The following is a 16,394-nucleotide window of genomic DNA, read 5'->3' on the forward strand; positions in this document are numbered from 1 at the left end:
GAACCGGCGGTCATCGTGACTGCGAGTTCGTGTCGCGCCCCGAGAGACCGGCGCCGGAGGAGTCACGGGCGTCCGTCACCTGCGATGCGACCCGTACTGCGACATCCAGCGCACGTGCCAGCCCGGCGTCGTCGGACGCCTCGATGCGCAGCACCGGCAGACCGTGTGCTGCGAGCACCTGGGCGTCGCCGGTCGCCTGTGCCCGGATGAGCTGGGCGAAGCCGAACGGTCGCTCGGGAATGGGGAGCGGATCGTCGCTCACACGGGTGAGCTGCAGGAAGACGCCCTGAGCGGGGCCGCCCTTGTGGTACTGCCCGGTCGAGTGCAGAAAGCGCGGCCCCCAGCCGAAGGTCACGGGGCGGCGCAGCGCGGCGGCCAGACGCCCGCGACGCTCGCCGAGGTCGGCAAGCCCCTCACGGTCGGCATAGACCTGCACGGCCACGTAACCGAGCGCCGGGTCGACCTGGCCGAGCAGCCGTCGCAGCGCCCCTTCGAGCGTGCTGGCGGATGCGACGGCCGAGGCCGCCTCGTCGGTGCCCGGAACGAAGAGGGCGAGCGTGTCGTCGACCAGCAGCGGAGCGCCGCCTTCGACCGGGTGCTCGAGGAGGTCGCGAGCCGCGGCCTTCGCGCTCTCGACATCGGGCTGGTCGAAGGGATTGATGCCGAGCAGCAGACCGAGCGCAGCCGTGGCGATCTCCCAGGTCATGAACTGTGCGCCCAGCGAGCCGGCCACCCAGACCGCATGGTCGGCAGGGGCATCCGGCAGGGCGTCCACCACGGCGACAGGCACGACGTCGGCCGGGCGGTTCGGCTTGGGGGCTCCGGTGAGCTCGGCCAGTCGCGCAGCGGCCGTCGAGTCACGCCGGTCTTCGGCGGCGACCTCGAATTCTCCGGTGTCCACGGCGATCGGCAGCACCCCGCGACCGAGCTTGCCCGTCGACTCGGCGACCAGCTGCTCGATCCATGCCGGCAGGTCGGTGAGTCGGCCGGCATCCTCGCAGGCCACCGCGAACTTGTCGACATGCTCAGGATCGGCGGCGAGAGCGGCCGCGAGCTGTAGAGCCGGGTTCGACTCGGCATCGGCGAGCAGTGCGGGGAGTGCCGCATGCGCGTCGGCGAGCAGACCTGCGATGTCGGCTCCGGCGAGGCCCGACGGCACGAGGCCGAACGCGGTCAGCGCCGAATATCGACCGCCGACGTTCGGGTCTGCGTTGAAGACGTGGTGCCCGGCCTGGCGGGCCAGCGCGTCGAGCGGCGAACCGGGGTCGGTCACGATGATGATGCGCTCGGCCGGGTCGATGCCGGCAGCGGTGAACGCCGCGGCGAAGGCACGACGCTGTGAGTCGGTCTCGAGCGTCGACCCCGACTTTGACGAGACGACCAGTGCGGTGCGTTCGATGTCGTGATCGAGTACGCGACGCAGCTGCTGCGGGTCGGTCGTGTCGAGAATGTGCAGGGCGACGTCGGCGGCGATGGTGATCACCTCGGGAGCCAGTGACGAACCACCCATGCCGGCGAGAACGATTCGGTCGACGCCCTGCGCATGCAGATGGTCGCGCAGTGCGACGATCTCGTCGACCAAGGGCGCGCTGACGGCGTCAGCGTGCACCCAGCCAAGCCGCTTGGCGGCCTCCGGCTGAGCGTCGGCACCCCAGATCGTGGCGTCGCCTGCGGCGAGACGAGAGGCGAAGCGCTCGTCGATCAGGCGCCGCAGGGCGGGCTGCGCCCGGTCGGCGAGTGCCCCGGGCGTGACGACGCGCAGCGGATGCTGGGTCGGCGTTGCGGCTGGTGTGCTGGGTTCGGTGGTCATCGGCGCTCCTTGACAGCGGTATCGACGGTTTCGAGCAGATGCGTCCACGCATCGGTGAACTTTGTGACCCCTTCGGCTTCGAGCACCGTGGTCACGTCGTGCAGATCGATGCCGACGGCGGCGAGGCGATCGAGCTGCTCGACAGCGGCTTCGACTTGGTCGGGAATGCGCTCGGGGCCGATGACTCCGTGGTCGAAAGTGGCTTCGAGGGTCTTCTCGGGCATCGTGTTCACGGTGTGCTCTGCGACCAGCCCGGTCACGTACGTGGTGTCTGGCAGCTCGGGGTCTTTCACACCGGTGGAGGCCCAGAGCGGACGCTGCGGGTTGCCGCCGCGCTGAGCGAGTGTGCGCCAGCGTTCGGTGTCGAGCGAGTCGGTGAACGCCTGATATGCGGCCCGTGCGTTGGCGAGAGCGGCGGTGTTGTGCAGGCCTTCGTCGTGGCTGACGCCCAACGCGTCGAGGCGCTTGTTCACCTCGACGTCGACGCGAGAGACGAAGAACGAGGCGACCGAGTGGATGCTCGAGATGTCGATGCCGTCGGCGTGTGCGCGCTCCAGGCCGGTCAGGTAGGCGTTGATGACCTCGCGGTACCGGTCGACCCCGAAGATCAGCGTGACGTTGACGCTGATGCCCGCTGCCGTCGCATCGGCGATTGCGGGCAGACCCTCTTCGGTGCCGGGAATCTTGACCATCAGGTTCGGGCGGGCGATCTCCCGCCAGAGGTCTCGTGCCTGCGCCAGCGTCGCCTCGGTGTCGTGCGCGAGAAACGGGTCGACCTCGATCGAGACCCGGCCGTCGACTCCGTTCGACTGCTTGTAGATCGGGCGCAGCAGCTCGGCCGCTTCGGCGACGTCCACCGTGGTCAGCTGCCGCACCGCCTCGTCTGCGGATGCTCCGGCGGCAGCCAGCTGATCGAGCTGATCGGCGTAGGCAGCCCCGTCGGCCAGTGCGGCGTCGAAGATGCTGGGGTTGGTCGTGACGCCGACGACGTCACGGGTGTTGATCAGCCGCTGCAGATCGCCGGTGCGGATGCGCGATCGGCTGAGGTCGTCGAGCCAGACGCTCACGCCAGCTGCAGAGAGGTCGCCGAGCGCCGAGAGCGGTGCGTCGGCTGATGATGCGTCGGAGGATGCGGTCATGTCAGTTCTCCTGATTCTGCTCGTCGCCGGCAGCGCCTGAGATCTGCAGGCCGGCGTGTGCGGCGTTGAGCGAGCTGTGGGCGGCCTCGACGACCGCCGAGGCCGTGATGCCGAACTGTGTGAACAGCGTCTTGGCGTCGGCCGAGGCGCCGTAGTGCTCAAGGCTCACGCTGCGACCGAAGTCACCGACGATGCCGCGCCATGTGAGTGCCGTGCCGGCCTCCACCGAGACGCGTGCACGCACGCTGCCGGGCAGCACGCTCTCGCGGTAGTCGTCGTCCTGGTTCTCGAACCATTCGAGGCTGGGGGCCGACACCACTCGCGTCGAGATGCCCTCGTCTTCAAGTGTCAGGCGAGCCTCAAGAGCCAGCTGCACCTCGCTGCCGGTGGCGATGAGGATCACCTCGGGGCTGCCGCTGCGCGCCTCGGCGAGCACATAGGCGCCGCGCAGCGTGCCGCGAGCAGGGGCCAGCCGATCGCCGACGGGGCTCTCGGCGCGTTCGAACGTGGGCACGCCCTGGCGGGTGAGCACGATGCCTGCCGGGCCGCTGCGCTGGCCGAGCATGCCGAGCCAGGCATAGGCGGTCTCGTTGGCGTCGGCGGGACGCACGACGGTGAATCCCGGGATGGCACGCAGCGACGCGAGCTGTTCGACCGGCTGATGGGTCGGGCCGTCTTCGCCGAGGCCGATGGAGTCATGTGTCCAGACGAAGATCGACGGCACGCCCATCAGCGCGGCCAGCCGGAGTGCGGGGCGCTGATAGTCGCTGAAGATGAGGAAGGTGCCGCCGAACGGCCGAGTCGGGCCGTGCAGCACGATGCCGTTGAGAATGGAGGCCATGGCGTGCTCGCGGATGCCGAAGTGCAGCACTCGTCCACCGGGCGACGTGTGCCAGGTGTCGGTGCCGCGATCGACGGGGCCGAAGGAGTCTGCGCCGGTGATCGTGGTGTTGTTCGAGCCTGCGAGGTCGGCCGAACCGCCCCACAGCTCGGGGAGCAGAGGAGCCAGTGCGTTGATGACCTTGCCGCTGGCGGCGCGGGTGGCCAGCGACGTGCCGGCCTCGAACTCCGGCAGCGCCTGCTGCAGCTCGCTGGGCAGACGCCCCTGCTGCAGCCGCTGCAGCAGAGCGGCGCGTTCTGGCTCGCGCTGCTGCCAGGCCTGGAAGTCGGCGTTCCACCGGCGATGCAGTTCAGCGCCGCGGTCGCGAACCTCTCGAACGTGAGCGAGCACGTCGTCGTCGACGACGAAATGCTGCTCGGGATCGAATCCAAGGTGCTCTTTCAGTGCACGCAGTTCGTCGGTGCCGAGCTTCGAACCGTGGATGCCGCCCGTGTTCTGCTTGTTCGGGCTGGGCCAGCCGATGATGGTGCGCAGCGCGATGATCGACGGGCGCTTCGTCTCGGCTCTGGCACTGGTCAGCGCGTCGAAGAGCGCGGGCATGTCTTCGCGGTACTCGCCCGTAGCGGTCCAGTCCACACGCTGGGTGTGCCAGCCGTACGAGGCGTAGCGGGCGAGGACGTCTTCGCTGAAGGCGATGTTCGTGTCGTCCTCGATCGAGATGTGATTGTCGTCATAGATGACCACGAGGTTGCCGAGCTCCTGGCTGCCGGCGAGCGAGCTGGCCTCGCTGGTCACGCCCTCCTGCAGGTCGCCGTCCGAGGCGATCACCCAGATTGTATGGTCGAAGGGACTCTGACCAGCCGGAGCCTCAGGGTCGAACAGAGTGCGTTCGTAGCGCTGCGCGTAGGCGAAGCCGACGGCGCTGGCGAGCCCCTGGCCCAAGGGGCCGGTGGTGATCTCGACGCCCGGCGTGTGACCGTACTCGGGGTGACCGGGAGTCAGCGACCCCGGTGCGCGCAGCTGTTCGAGGTCTTTCAGCTCGAGGCCGTAGCCGGAGTAGAAGAGCTGCGTGTAGAGCGTGAGGGAGGTGTGCCCGGGTGAAAGAACGAACCGGTCACGGCCGATCCAGTTCGGATCTGACGGATCGTGCCGCAGAAACTGCTGATAGAGCAGATAGGCGACGGGGGCGAGGCTCATCGCCGTGCCCGGATGCCCTGATCCGATTTTCTCAACGGCATCGGCGGCGAGCACGCGCGCGGTGTCGACTGCCTTTCGGTCCGTGTCATTCCACTGCAAAGTCGCCACTCGGGGTCTCCTCGGTATCTCGGGATACAGATGTGCTGACACCGGCGCGGGCACAGACCCGGCCGTGCACGCACGACAGCAACAAGTATAGAGAAGCCCTCGTCGACGAGCCGAGAGGCCTGCACGCCCCGCGCGGCGAGCCCCGCAACGCGCGCGGAGCGAGCATGGCGCTTGTCAGGCGCCTGCTTTAGACTGTAAAGAACCTGTGCGTCTGCGCCTGCCCAGCGGGTCCTGAGTGCACGTTCCCACGATTGCCGAATGAGGGTGTATGTCCGAGGTAGAGTCCAAGCCCGCAGCTGTGGTCGAAGACGAGACCGGTGCAGACGTCGTGGCGAGAGCGTCTGACGCGCCCCAGACAGCGCATCCTGCCGCCGACCACAGTCTGAAGGCCGCGCTCGCCGCCGGCGGCACGCGGCGTGACTGGTTCACCGGTCGGTTCCATGCTTATCTCGCACTGAGCAAGCCGCGCATCATCGAGCTGCTGCTGGTCACGACCGTGCCCACGATGATTCTCGCTGCCCACGGCATCCCGAACATCTGGCTCGTGCTGAACACCCTGATCGGCGGCACGCTGAGCGCTGCGAGTGCGAACGCCTTCAACTGCTACCTCGACCGCGACATCGATCGGCTGATGAAGCGCACGCAGCATCGTCCGCTCGTCACCGGCGAACTCACCGACCGCCAGGCGCTCGCTTTCTCATGGATCGCTGGTCTGATCTCGATCGGCTGGCTCTGGGCCACCACGAACTGGTTCGCCGCGTTTCTGTCGGCCTTCGCCATCTTCTTCTACGTGGTCGTCTATACGATGCTGCTGAAGCGCCGCACCTCGCAGAACATCGTCTGGGGCGGGATCGCAGGCTGCATGCCGGTCTTCATCGGCTGGGCCGCGGTCACTGAGTCGCTCAGCTGGGAATCGCTGATTCTGTTCGGGCTGATCTTTCTGTGGACGCCGCCGCACTACTGGCCGTTGGCGGTCAAATACCGAGACGACTATTCGACCGCAGACGTGCCCATGCTTCCCGTCGTACGCGGCCGCAGCGTCGTCGGTCTGCAGATCGTCCTGTACACGTGGGCTCTGGTGGCCTGTTCGCTGCTGCTCGTCCCGATCGGCGGCATGGGCTGGATCTACACGGTGACCGCGGTGCTGAGCGGCGGCTGGTTCATGTGGCAGACGCACGCGCTGTACTCCGAGAGCCTGCGCGGCGACGGCAGCCGATCGATGACCGTGTTCCACGGTTCGATCGCCTACTTGAGCCTGCTCTTTCTCGCCGTCGCGGTCGATCCGCTGCTGTACCTGCCATTCTGAGGCGGGTGAGTTCACCGATGTCGGGCGTGACTCGTGACCTCGAGGCGCTGCCGTTCTCTGAACAGGTCTTCGCCTTGGTGTCGATGATCCCGACAGGTCGGGCCCTCTCATACGGTGACGTCGCTGCGCTGCTCGGATCCCGCGCCTCTCGGGCCGTCGGCCGGGTCATGCGCGACAGCGGAGCCGACCTGCCGTGGTGGCGTGTCGTCTCGTCGACGGGCTCTCTTCCTGCGGAACTCGAAGAACGGGCTCGGCTGCACTATAAACGGGAGCAGACGCCGATGCGTGGAACGGCACGGTCGACCTTGCCGCAGCCCGGTGGCGCCCCTGAGGCGGCAGCCGTGGCGGCTCCAGTGGCAGAAGTGCGACTGAACGGCGCCGATCCCGGCCACGATCTGACACGGGTCTGACGGGACGTCAGATCGAGGATGCGCTAGGCGGTGGCTCCTGCGGGCCTGCCTGCGGCAGTCCCGTCGAGCTCGGCGGTCGGTCGTTTCAGCGCCAGTACGGTCGCGACGGCGGCGGCCGTGAGCACGGCGGCCAGCACCATGTGCACGAGAACCAGACTGCCCGGCAGGTGCAGTCGGGCCTGCGAGATGCCGACCACGATCTGCACGATCTGCACGCAGACCAGAGCGACCGCCCATTTGCGGAATCCGACGTGCTCGCGCAGCGAGAGCACGACGACCACGAGCGTCAGCGCGAAGAGCACATAGCCTGACCAGGCATGCACGTGGTAGACGAACTCGGCGTCGAACCCGGTGCGCACGACCTCAGACGGATCGCCCGAGTGCGGCCCTGAGCCCGTGGCGAAGACGCCGACGACCACCGTCACCGCGAGCACCAGGGTCATGACGTGCGTGAGAATCAGGGTCGGCAGGCGCACTGCCCGAGCACGGGGGCCGCCCGGAGCATGCGCGCGAATCGCGAAGACCGCCATGAACGCGACGAGCACGATCGACAGAAGGTAGTGGAAGCCGACGAGGTTCCAGGTGAGATGGAACAGCACCACCATGCCACCGACCACCGCCTGCACGATGATGCCGGCCGCCTGCACCCAGGCCAAGGTGATCAGATCGCGACGGCGTCGCGCGCCGCGGTAGACCGCGATGAGTCCCCACAGAGCGATGATCAGCATCACACCTGACAGCGTGCGGTTGCCGAATTCGATGAGACCGTGGATGCCCTGCTCGGGTGTGGTGGTGAACGCGTCTGGGGTGCACTTCGGCCAGGTGTCGCAGCCGAGACCTGAGCCGGTCAGGCGCACGAGACCGCCGGTCGCGATGATCACGACGTTCGCGATCAGCGCGGCTATGGCTGCGGCGCGAACACCGACGCCGGGAACCCGGAGAAGAGGGTCGACGGAAGGGCGTGGTGCGGGGGAGTGGCGCTTCTCAGCGGAGGAATCGGCTGTCTGAGCAGCGTCTGCGACTCCGTCTGTGCGGTCGTGGGCATGCATGTTTTCCATTATCTCGCACCTCGTCGGTGCGGAGGAATGCGACACCCGAGATATCCGTTGCAGTAAGAGAACCACAGACTAGAGTGGAGACTGCTCGCTGTGAGGAGTGAGCGTGCCCGGCGGCAACAACCGCTGAACGAGGGCGAGAGAGGAAACACTACCGTGAGCGAGATTCTCGAGAAGAACCCCGAGCTCGAAGGCCTGGGTCAGTATGAATTCGGCTGGGCCGACCCCGATGCCGCCGGCGAACATGCCCAGCGCGGCCTGAGCGAGAAAGTCGTTCGCCACATCTCCAAGCTCAAGAACGAGCCTGAGTGGATGCTGAAGCGCAGGCTCAAGGGTCTGCAGATGTTCGATCGCAAACCCATGCCGATGTGGGGTGCAGATCTGAGCGGCGTCGACTTCGACAACATCAAGTACTTCGTGCGCTCGACCGAGAAGCAGGCCGAGTCGTGGGAAGAGCTGCCCGAAGATATCCGCAAGACGTACGAGAAGCTCGGCATCCCCGAGGCCGAGCGACAGCGACTGGTCGCCGGTGTGGCCGCACAGTACGAGTCCGAGGTCGTGTACCACCAGATTCGCCAGGATCTCGAAGAGCAGGGCGTGATCTTCCTGGACACCGACACCGCGCTGCGTGAGCACCCCGACCTGTTCGAAGAGTACTTCGGCACGGTCATCCCGGCAGGCGACAACAAGTTCGCTGCGCTCAACACCGCCGTCTGGTCAGGCGGCTCGTTCGTGTACGTGCCGAAGGGCGTGCATGTGGAGATTCCGCTGCAGGCATACTTCCGCATCAACACCGAGAACATGGGGCAGTTCGAACGCACCCTGATCATTGCCGACGAAGGCAGCTACGTGCACTACATCGAAGGCTGCACCGCGCCGATCTACAAGACGGACTCGCTGCACTCCGCAGTGGTCGAGATCATCGTGAAGAAGAACGCACGCGTGCGTTACACGACGATTCAGAACTGGTCGAACAACGTGTACAACCTCGTCACCAAGCGTGCCATCGCCGAGGAGGGGGCGACGATGGAGTGGATCGACGGCAACATCGGCTCGAAGGTCACGATGAAGTACCCCAGCATTTATCTGGTCGGCGAGCACGCTCGCGGTGAGACGCTCTCCGTCGCCTTCGCCGGCGAGGGACAGCATCAGGACCCGGGCGCCAAGATGATTCATCTCGCGCCGTACACTCAGTCGTCGATCGTCTCGAAGTCGATCGCCCGTGGCGGCGGTCGTGCCGGCTACCGTGGCGAGGTGCGCTTCGGCGAGAACGCTCACCACTCGGCGAACACGGTGCGCTGCGACGCGCTGCTGGTCGACAACATCTCCCGGTCCGACACCTATCCGGCTGTCGACATCCGCGTGGACGACGTCACCATGGGGCACGAGGCGACGGTCTCCAAAGTGAGCGAAGAGCAGCTCTTCTACCTGATGAGTCGAGGCATGCCAGAAGACGAAGCGATGGCCATGATCATCCGCGGATTCATCGAACCGATCGCGCGCGAGCTGCCGATGGAGTACGCCCTCGAGCTCAACAAGCTCATCGAAGTGCAAATGGAAGGATCAGTGGGCTAGGAAGTGACTGACACAGTGACACAGCAAGGACTGAAAGAGCACAGCCACGGGTACGACGTGCCGGTGCAGACTCGCTCCCAGCGCTTCGCCTCGACCGATGTCTCGAAGTTCAGCAAGCCGAGCAATCGCGAGCTGGTGTGGAAGAACACGCCGCTCGATCGCATTGCCGCGCTGTTCGGCGAACTCGACGGCAGCACGTACGACTACACGTTCACCGCGCCTGAGGGCGTCACCGCTGTGTGGGTGGCTCGCACAGACAAAGTCGTCGGATCGTCGCAGACGCTGCCCGAAGACTACGTCTCGGCAGCGGCCTGGAGCGGCTTCGCCCAGGCGCTGAGCATCACGATTCCGGCCGACGCGGAGCTCGCCGACCCGGTGTTCGTCACGCGAGGCCAGCTGGGCGACGTTCCTCGCGCGGCTCACACGGTGATCACCGCCAAGCCGCACAGCAAGGCGATCGTCGTGCTTGAGAACCAGGGCGATGCGAACCTGGCCGAGAACGTCGAAATCGTGGTCGAGGCTGAGGCAGATCTCACCGTCATCACGCTGCAGGAGTGGAACGACACGGCAGTGCACGATGCCGAGCACTTCATCACGATCGGCCGCTCGGCTCATCTGCGACACGTCGTGGTCAACCTCGGCGGAGGCGTCGTGCGGGTGAACCCGTCGGCTCGCTTCGACGGGCCGGGCGCCAACGTCGAGCTCGACGGCATCTACTTCGCCGACGCGCATCAGCACTTGGAACAGCAGGTCTACGTCGACCACAATGAGTCGAACTGCGTATCACGGGTGACGTACAAGGGCGCGCTGCAGGGCGAAGGCGCACGCACCGTCTGGATCGGCGACGTGCTGATCCGGGCTGACGCCGAAGACACCGACACCTATGAGCTCAACCGCAACCTGCTGCTGACCGATGGGGCTCGCGCCGATTCGGTGCCGAACCTCGAGATCGAGACCGGAGAGATCATCGGCGCCGGTCATGCTTCGGCCACTGGCCGATTCGACGAAGAGCAGCTGTTCTACTTCGAGTCGCGCGGCATCACCGAGGACGAGGCGAAGCGGATGGTCGTGCGCGGGTTCCTGATCGAGGTCATCCAGCGCATCGGCTACGCCCCGTTGGAGGAACGTCTGGAGCGGGCTGTCGAGGCAGAGCTGCTGCATACGGAGGTGTGAGCATGTCTGACACCGAGACCAACCACCTCGTCAGAGTCTGCTCGCTTGACGAGCTCGACCCGGAGGCTCCGCTGCGCGTCACCATCGGTGACGAGCCGATCGCTCTGGTCAAGACCGCTGAGGGCGAAGTGCATGCGATCGGCGACCGCTGCTCGCACGGAGACATCTCGCTCTCAGAGGGCTTCGTCGAAGGCTGCACACTGGAATGCTGGGCTCACGGGTCGAAGTTCGATCTGACGACCGGCAAGCCGCTCACACTGCCGGCCTACGAGCCGGTTCCCGTCTACGCGGTCGAAATCAGAGACGGCGACATCTACATAGATCCGAAGGGCACGCTCGCCCAAGGCTGAGCTCGCGTTCGGAACAACTGAACCTCACAGAAAGAAACACCATGTCATCACTGGAAATCCGAGATCTCCACGTCAGCGTCGAGACCGACCAAGGCGAGAAGCCGATTCTCAACGGCATCAGCCTCACCATCAACACGGGCGAGGTGCACGCCATCATGGGCCCCAACGGCTCGGGCAAGTCGACGCTGGCCTACTCGCTCGCCGGTCACCCCGGCTACATCGTCAAGAGCGGTTCGGTGAAGCTCGATGGCGAAGAGATGCTCGACAAGAGCGCTGACGAGCGCGCCCGCGCCGGGCTCTTCCTTGCCATGCAGTATCCGGTCGAGATCCCCGGTGTCACGGTGAGCAACTTTCTGCGCACCGCCAAGACGGCCATCGACGGCGAGGCACCGAAACTGCGCGACTGGGTCAAGCAGGTCAAGGGCTCGATGAAAGAGCTGCGCATGAGCGACGACTTCCTCGAGCGCAACGTGAACGAGAACTTCTCGGGCGGAGAGAAGAAGCGTCATGAGATTCTGCAGATGGAGCTGCTCAAGCCCAAGTTCGCCGTGCTCGACGAGACGGACTCCGGCCTTGACGTCGACGCCCTGCGCATCGTCTCAGAGGGCGTCAACCGCGTGCACGAGAACAATGACACCGGTCTGATCCTGATCACGCACTACACCCGCATCCTGCGCTACATCAAGCCGCAGTTCGTGCACGTGATCGTCAAGGGCAGGGTGGCCGAAGAAGGCGGCCCTGAGCTCGCCACCCGTCTCGAGGACGAAGGCTACGATCGCTTCCTCGATCCCAACGAGGCCCTGGTCTGATGGCTGAGCCCTCGCCAGAGAAGTACGACGAGATCGAAGACGCGCTGCGCGAAGTCGTCGACCCCGAACTCGACGTCAACATCGTCGACCTCGGTCTCGTCTACGACCTCTCGTTCGACGAGGACGGCGAACTGGTGATCAGCATGACGCTCACCTCGGCCGGCTGCCCGCTGACCGACGTGCTCGAGGAGCAGATCACCGCCTCGCTGAAAGACGTCGTGCCGTCCTTTCGCATCAACTGGGTGTGGATGCCGCCGTGGGGCCCAGAGCGCATCACACCTGAGGGACGCGACATGATGCGGGCGCTCGGTTTCTCGATCTGACGACCGCAGCATCCCATCGAACGAGCGCGACCGGCGTGGAGCATTTCACGTCCGGCCGCGCTCTTCGCATCTCGTGGGCGCCGCAGGGCGCCCAGACCCGCTCTGCGGCGCATGTGCGACAGACGGCCCGTCATGCGCATCTGACGCGGAGCCAGGCAGGTACCGTATACTGACTGATCGGGTCGGCGCAGACACGCCGTGCGCCCGAGCCGTGCAGACGTCACCTGTCGGCCGCCGCACAGAACCGCGAACGAATCACTGCGCATCAGACGCCGCGCAGAACCACAGCAGAAGAAGGACCGCGAGTGCTCGCCGTTAAAGATCTTGAGATCAGAGTGGGTGCCCGCACCCTGATGAGCGGAGTGAACTTCCGCGTCGACAAGGGCGACAAAGTAGGGTTGGTCGGGCGCAACGGCGCAGGCAAGACCACGCTCACCAAAGTGCTGGCCGGGGAGCTGCTGCCGGCTCACGGGGAGGTCGAGCGCAGAGGTGTCTTCGGCTACTTGGCGCAGGATCCAAAAGCTGGGCATCCCGATCAGAAGGCGCTCGATCACATCCTCGACGCCCGTGAGCTCGGGCATCTCTCTGCCCAGCTCAAACAGGCGCAGGACGACATGGGGTCGCCCGACCCGGAGGTCGCCGAGAAGGCGATGGCCCGATTCGGCCGACTGACCGACCGCTTCGAGGCGCTCGACGGCTACTCGGCCGAAGCCGACGCCTCAGTGATCGCGAACAATCTGGGACTCGACGATCGTCTGCTCGCCCAGCCTCTGGGCACGCTCTCGGGCGGCCAGCGACGCCGCGTCGATCTCGCACGCATTCTCTTCGCCAACGCCGACACCATGGTGCTCGACGAACCGACCAACCATCTCGACCACGACTCGGTGATGTGGCTGCGCGGGTTTCTGCAGAAGTATCAGGGGGCGCTCATCGTGATCAGCCACGATGTGCGACTGATCGAAGAGACGGTCAACCGTGTCTTCTATCTCGATGCGATCCGCCTGACGATCGACATCTACAACATGGGCTGGAAGCTCTACCAGAGGCAGCGCATCGCCGACGAAGAGCGACGCAAGCGCGAACGGGCCAACGCCGAGAAGAAGGCCACCCAGCTGCAGCAGCAGGCGGCTCGCTTCGGTGCGAAGGCCACCAAGGCCGCGGCGGCACATCAGATGCAGCGGCGGGCCGAGAAACTGGTCGAAGGGCTCGAAGGCCCGCGCCAGGCCGATCGGGTCGCGAACATCCGCTTTCCGAAGCCCGCCGCCTGCGGCAAGACGCCGCTCATGGCCAAGGGCATCTCGAAGAGCTACGGGTCGCTTGAGATCTTCACCTCGGTCGACCTTGCGATCGACCGTGGGTCGCGCGTGGTCATTCTGGGCTTCAACGGTGCGGGCAAGACGACGCTGCTGCGCATCCTCGCTGGGGTCGACAAGCCGGACTCCGGTGTGGTGGAGCTCGGCCACGGCGCCAAGCTCGGGTACTACGCGCAGGAGCATGAGACGCTGAACGGCGACAGAACGCTGCTGCAGAACATGCTCGACGGCGCCGATCTCAGCGAACGCGAGGCGCGCAGCGTGCTCGGCTCGTTCCTGTTCACCGGTGACGACGTGCTGAAACCTGCCGGTGTGCTCTCCGGCGGTGAGAAGACGCGACTCGCACTGGCTCGACTGGTGGTCTCGAGCGCCAACGTGCTGCTGCTCGACGAGCCGACCAACAACCTCGATCCGGCCAGTCGAGAGCAGATCCTCGACGCGCTCTCGCACTACGAGGGCGCCGTGATCATGGTCAGTCATGACGAAGGCGCGGTGCTCGCGCTCGACCCAGAGCGCGTGGTCATCATGCCTGAGGCGACTGAAGACATCTGGACCGCCGAGTACGCCGATCTGATCTCGCTGGCCTGAAGCCGCGGTTCGCGGCGGCATCCGGTCGGAGCTGTCGCGCTGGACGGCCCGACAGCGACCGGCATCACTCGTCCGGAGTACTCCTGTGTCGTGCTGCGGCATCGATCAGCGCGTCTTCGTAGTCGGTGTCGTCGTCGTGTCGACGGCTGCCCTGACGGCGGCGCTGCTGCGCGATGACCTCGTCGTTGCCGGTCTCTTCGATGCGACGCAGCGTCTGCCTGATCGAGTAGCCGAATCCGACGAAGGCGAGTACGGCGAAGGCGATCCACTGCAGGGCATACGAGAGGTGGCTGCCCTCGCTGAGACTGGGCTGCGGAATGATCTGCGGTCGATCGGCCGCGGCAGGCGACTCAGACTCCATCTGTCCGTAGGCCGCCGTGTAGGCGGGGGAGAGGTCGAATCGGTCGACGACCTGCTGAAGAGCGAAGCTGGCGATCTGCCCGTCTGGGGCCGAGCGGTCGACCTCAGGCTGTGCCGGACGCAGCCGGGCGACCACCTCGACCTCACCCGACGGCGGCGCGAGCACGTCGGCGGGAGCGTCGCCGTCAGACCCCGTGGGGAGCCATCCTCGATTCACGAAGAAGACGCGGCCGGCTGTGGTCGTCGTCGAGTCAGCAGACGCCGGGTCATCGTCGAGTCGCAACGGAACGAGCACCTCGAACCCGGGCTGTCCGTTCAGGGGACGATTGCGCACCAGCAGCTGCTCGTCGGTCAGATACGTGCCGTGCAGCAGCACCTTTCGGTATTCGTCGGCTTCGTCGAAGTCGTCGAGGCCGGGAACCAGATCGGGCAGCTCTGCAGCCGGCGCCGACCAGTTGTTGGTGACTTTGGCGATCTCGGCGACAGCCTGGTCACGGCGATCGAACTGCCAGCGAGACAGCATCACGCAGATGACGGCGAAGACGACGACGCCGGCGAGATAGCCGATCCATTCCCACGGGCGGAGCTTGCCCAGCGCCGCCAGCAGAGGTGGCCGCGTCTTCGCCGCGCTCATGCGTGATGCAGAGTCAGCTGATCATGCTGACTCGCTGATGAAATGACGCCTGACGGCACCGGACGGAGTGCCCGTGAGTCTGAGCCAACGGAATCGGAGTGCGACCGAGTGCCGTCCTGGCTGGTGTCGAACGCCGCGTCGTCTCCGGCGAACGTGGGCTCGTCGACGGTGATCGTCTCGGCGCGATCCGCGGCTGCACTGTGCGCGTGCGCATCCTGACTGATGGCCTGCTGCACGATCGACTGAAAGCCGTCGTCATTGACGCGCTTGGGCAGGTTCGCGATGACCACTGCGTAGTAGGGCAGAAACGCCGCACCGAACGCTGGGATGAGCTTCCACCAGCCCGGTACGACGAAGAGTGCGAGCAGGCAGACGATGCGGATGCCCATGGCGATCGAGTAGTGCACCATGCGTCGCACGCGGTCGTCTCTGGGAGAGTTCGGGGCGTGGGTGACGACGGCGACCTGGCGGTTCGGCATGTCGATCACCTCCTGCGGGCTTGACGAACGCACCGGGTCAGAGATGCCCCGTTGCGCTGCACCGACCCGAGAAGCCGGTGACGCGAGCGTACACACGCCCGTGACTATAGTCTAAGACGGATGCAGCGGGCATGGGCCGATCCGTCTCGGCCATGTCGCATCCTTCTCGCCGAATCGATCATCACAAGGAGTCCCTCATGTCTGCAGCCGAAGCACGCGTCGTTCTGATCACCGGAGGCAACCGCGGCATCGGCCGAGCGGTCGCCGAGGAGTTCGTGCGCCGCGGGTATCCCGTCGCCGTCACCGCTCGGCACGGGTCCGGGCCCGAGGGCACACTGACAGTGCATGCGGACGTCACCGACCAGGCGTCGTTGAACACGGCGGTGTCCGAGGTCGAGCAGCAGCTTGGACCGGTGGCGATTCTGGTCGCCAACGCGGGCATCACACACGACACACTTCTGCTGCGGATGAGCGAGGACGACTTCTCATCGGTGATCGACACCAACCTCACCGGGGTGTTCCGCTCGATCAAGAGCGTGGTCAAGGGGCAGATCAAAGCGCGCTGGGGGCGCATCATCCTGCTGTCGAGCGTCGTCGGCCTCTACGGCTCAGCGGGCCAGGTGAACTACGCCGCGGCCAAGAGCGGCCTCATCGGCATCGCACGCTCGGTGACGCGCGAGCTGGGGGCACGCGGCATCACGGCGAACGTGGTCGCCCCGGGCTTCATCGAGACCGACATGACGGCGGAGCTCAACGAGAAGCAGCGGGCCGAATACCTGAAAGCGATTCCTGCGGGGCGTTTCGGTTCGGTCGACGACGTGGCGCGCACGATTGCCTGGCTGGCCTCAGACGACGCCGGCTACATCAGCGGTGCGGTCATCCCGGTCGACGGCGGCCTCGGGATGGGGCACTGACGCCCCGCGG

At 66.0% G+C, this 16,394-nt stretch carries 15 protein-coding genes; 9 read left to right on the forward strand and 6 right to left on the reverse strand.

Going from position 1 to position 16,394, the window contains the following annotated elements:
* Positions 1-10: 10 nt before the first annotated feature.
* From F8O09_RS01315 to tkt, 3 genes are read right to left on the reverse strand one after another with little or no spacing between them, the layout of a single operon-like run.
* On the reverse strand, positions 11-1,810 hold the full coding sequence (locus tag F8O09_RS01315) for a glucose-6-phosphate isomerase (RefSeq protein ID WP_158053675.1): 1,800 nt from the start codon (positions 1,808-1,810) through the stop codon (positions 11-13).
* Positions 1,807-2,949 carry a transaldolase gene (gene tal / locus F8O09_RS01320; protein WP_158053676.1) on the reverse strand — a complete coding sequence of 381 codons (1,143 nt, stop codon included), beginning with the start codon at positions 2,947-2,949 and terminating at the stop codon, positions 1,807-1,809. The genes F8O09_RS01315 and tal overlap by 4 nt, the downstream gene beginning before the upstream one ends.
* A gap of 1 nt (position 2,950) precedes the next feature.
* Positions 2,951-5,095: a transketolase gene (tkt, locus tag F8O09_RS01325; protein ID WP_158053677.1), complete on the reverse strand. Its 2,145-nt coding sequence runs from the start codon at positions 5,093-5,095 to the stop codon at positions 2,951-2,953.
* A 268-nt stretch (positions 5,096-5,363) separates the two neighbouring features.
* On the opposite strand from tkt, the gene F8O09_RS01330 reads away from it, so the two are divergent.
* Complete coding sequence (locus F8O09_RS01330; protein WP_158053678.1) at positions 5,364-6,401, forward strand: heme o synthase; 1,038 nt, start codon at positions 5,364-5,366, stop codon at positions 6,399-6,401.
* Between the two features lie 17 nt (positions 6,402-6,418).
* On the forward strand, positions 6,419-6,811 hold the full coding sequence (locus tag F8O09_RS01335) for an MGMT family protein (protein WP_158053679.1): 393 nt from the start codon (positions 6,419-6,421) through the stop codon (positions 6,809-6,811).
* A 23-nt stretch (positions 6,812-6,834) separates the two neighbouring features.
* Here F8O09_RS01335 and F8O09_RS01340 read toward each other — a convergent pair whose 3' ends face one another.
* Positions 6,835-7,860, reverse strand: a complete 1,026-nt coding sequence (locus F8O09_RS01340) for a COX15/CtaA family protein (RefSeq protein ID WP_158054410.1) — start codon at positions 7,858-7,860, stop codon at positions 6,835-6,837.
* 162 nt (positions 7,861-8,022) lie between these two features.
* Here F8O09_RS01340 and sufB point away from each other — a divergent pair, with 162 nt between their 5' ends.
* The 6 genes from sufB (at position 8,023) to F8O09_RS01370 (ending at position 13,997) form a co-directional block, all read left to right on the forward strand.
* On the forward strand, positions 8,023-9,441 hold the full coding sequence (sufB, locus tag F8O09_RS01345) for a Fe-S cluster assembly protein SufB (RefSeq protein ID WP_158031512.1): 1,419 nt from the start codon (positions 8,023-8,025) through the stop codon (positions 9,439-9,441).
* A 15-nt stretch (positions 9,442-9,456) separates the two neighbouring features.
* Complete coding sequence (gene sufD / locus F8O09_RS01350; protein WP_225732798.1) at positions 9,457-10,614, forward strand: Fe-S cluster assembly protein SufD; 1,158 nt, start codon at positions 9,457-9,459, stop codon at positions 10,612-10,614.
* Positions 10,615-10,616: 2 nt separating this feature from the next.
* Positions 10,617-10,964: a non-heme iron oxygenase ferredoxin subunit gene (locus F8O09_RS01355; RefSeq protein ID WP_158031510.1), complete on the forward strand. Its 348-nt coding sequence runs from the start codon at positions 10,617-10,619 to the stop codon at positions 10,962-10,964.
* 41 nt (positions 10,965-11,005) lie between these two features.
* Positions 11,006-11,773, forward strand: a complete 768-nt coding sequence (gene sufC / locus F8O09_RS01360; protein ID WP_158031509.1) for a Fe-S cluster assembly ATPase SufC — start codon at positions 11,006-11,008, stop codon at positions 11,771-11,773.
* The gene (locus F8O09_RS01365) at positions 11,773-12,096 is read left to right on the forward strand and encodes a metal-sulfur cluster assembly factor (protein WP_158053680.1); all 324 of its coding nucleotides are present in this window, start codon (positions 11,773-11,775) and stop codon (positions 12,094-12,096) included. Before sufC ends, F8O09_RS01365 begins: the two co-directional genes overlap by 1 nt.
* 305 nt (positions 12,097-12,401) lie before the next feature.
* Entirely contained in the window at positions 12,402-13,997 is a 1,596-nt protein-coding gene (locus F8O09_RS01370) for an ABC-F family ATP-binding cassette domain-containing protein (protein ID WP_158031507.1), read from the forward strand.
* 64 nt (positions 13,998-14,061) lie between these two features.
* Here the strand turns inward: F8O09_RS01370 and F8O09_RS01375 are convergent, their stop codons facing one another.
* Together F8O09_RS01375 and F8O09_RS01380 are read right to left on the reverse strand one after the other, a co-directional pair.
* Entirely contained in the window at positions 14,062-14,991 is a 930-nt protein-coding gene (locus F8O09_RS01375) for an SURF1 family protein (RefSeq protein ID WP_158053681.1), read from the reverse strand.
* On the reverse strand, positions 14,988-15,470 hold the full coding sequence (locus F8O09_RS01380; RefSeq protein WP_158053682.1) for a DUF3099 domain-containing protein: 483 nt from the start codon (positions 15,468-15,470) through the stop codon (positions 14,988-14,990). The genes F8O09_RS01375 and F8O09_RS01380 overlap by 4 nt, the downstream gene beginning before the upstream one ends.
* A 197-nt stretch (positions 15,471-15,667) precedes the next feature.
* Here F8O09_RS01380 and fabG point away from each other — a divergent pair, with 197 nt between their 5' ends.
* Positions 15,668-16,384, forward strand: a complete 717-nt coding sequence (fabG, locus tag F8O09_RS01385) for a 3-oxoacyl-ACP reductase FabG (RefSeq protein WP_158031504.1) — start codon at positions 15,668-15,670, stop codon at positions 16,382-16,384.
* Positions 16,385-16,394 lie beyond the last annotated feature (10 nt).

The organism is Pseudoclavibacter sp. CFCC 11306 (assembly GCF_008831235.1).
Taxonomy (GTDB): Bacteria; Actinomycetota; Actinomycetes; order Actinomycetales; family Microbacteriaceae; genus Pseudoclavibacter_A.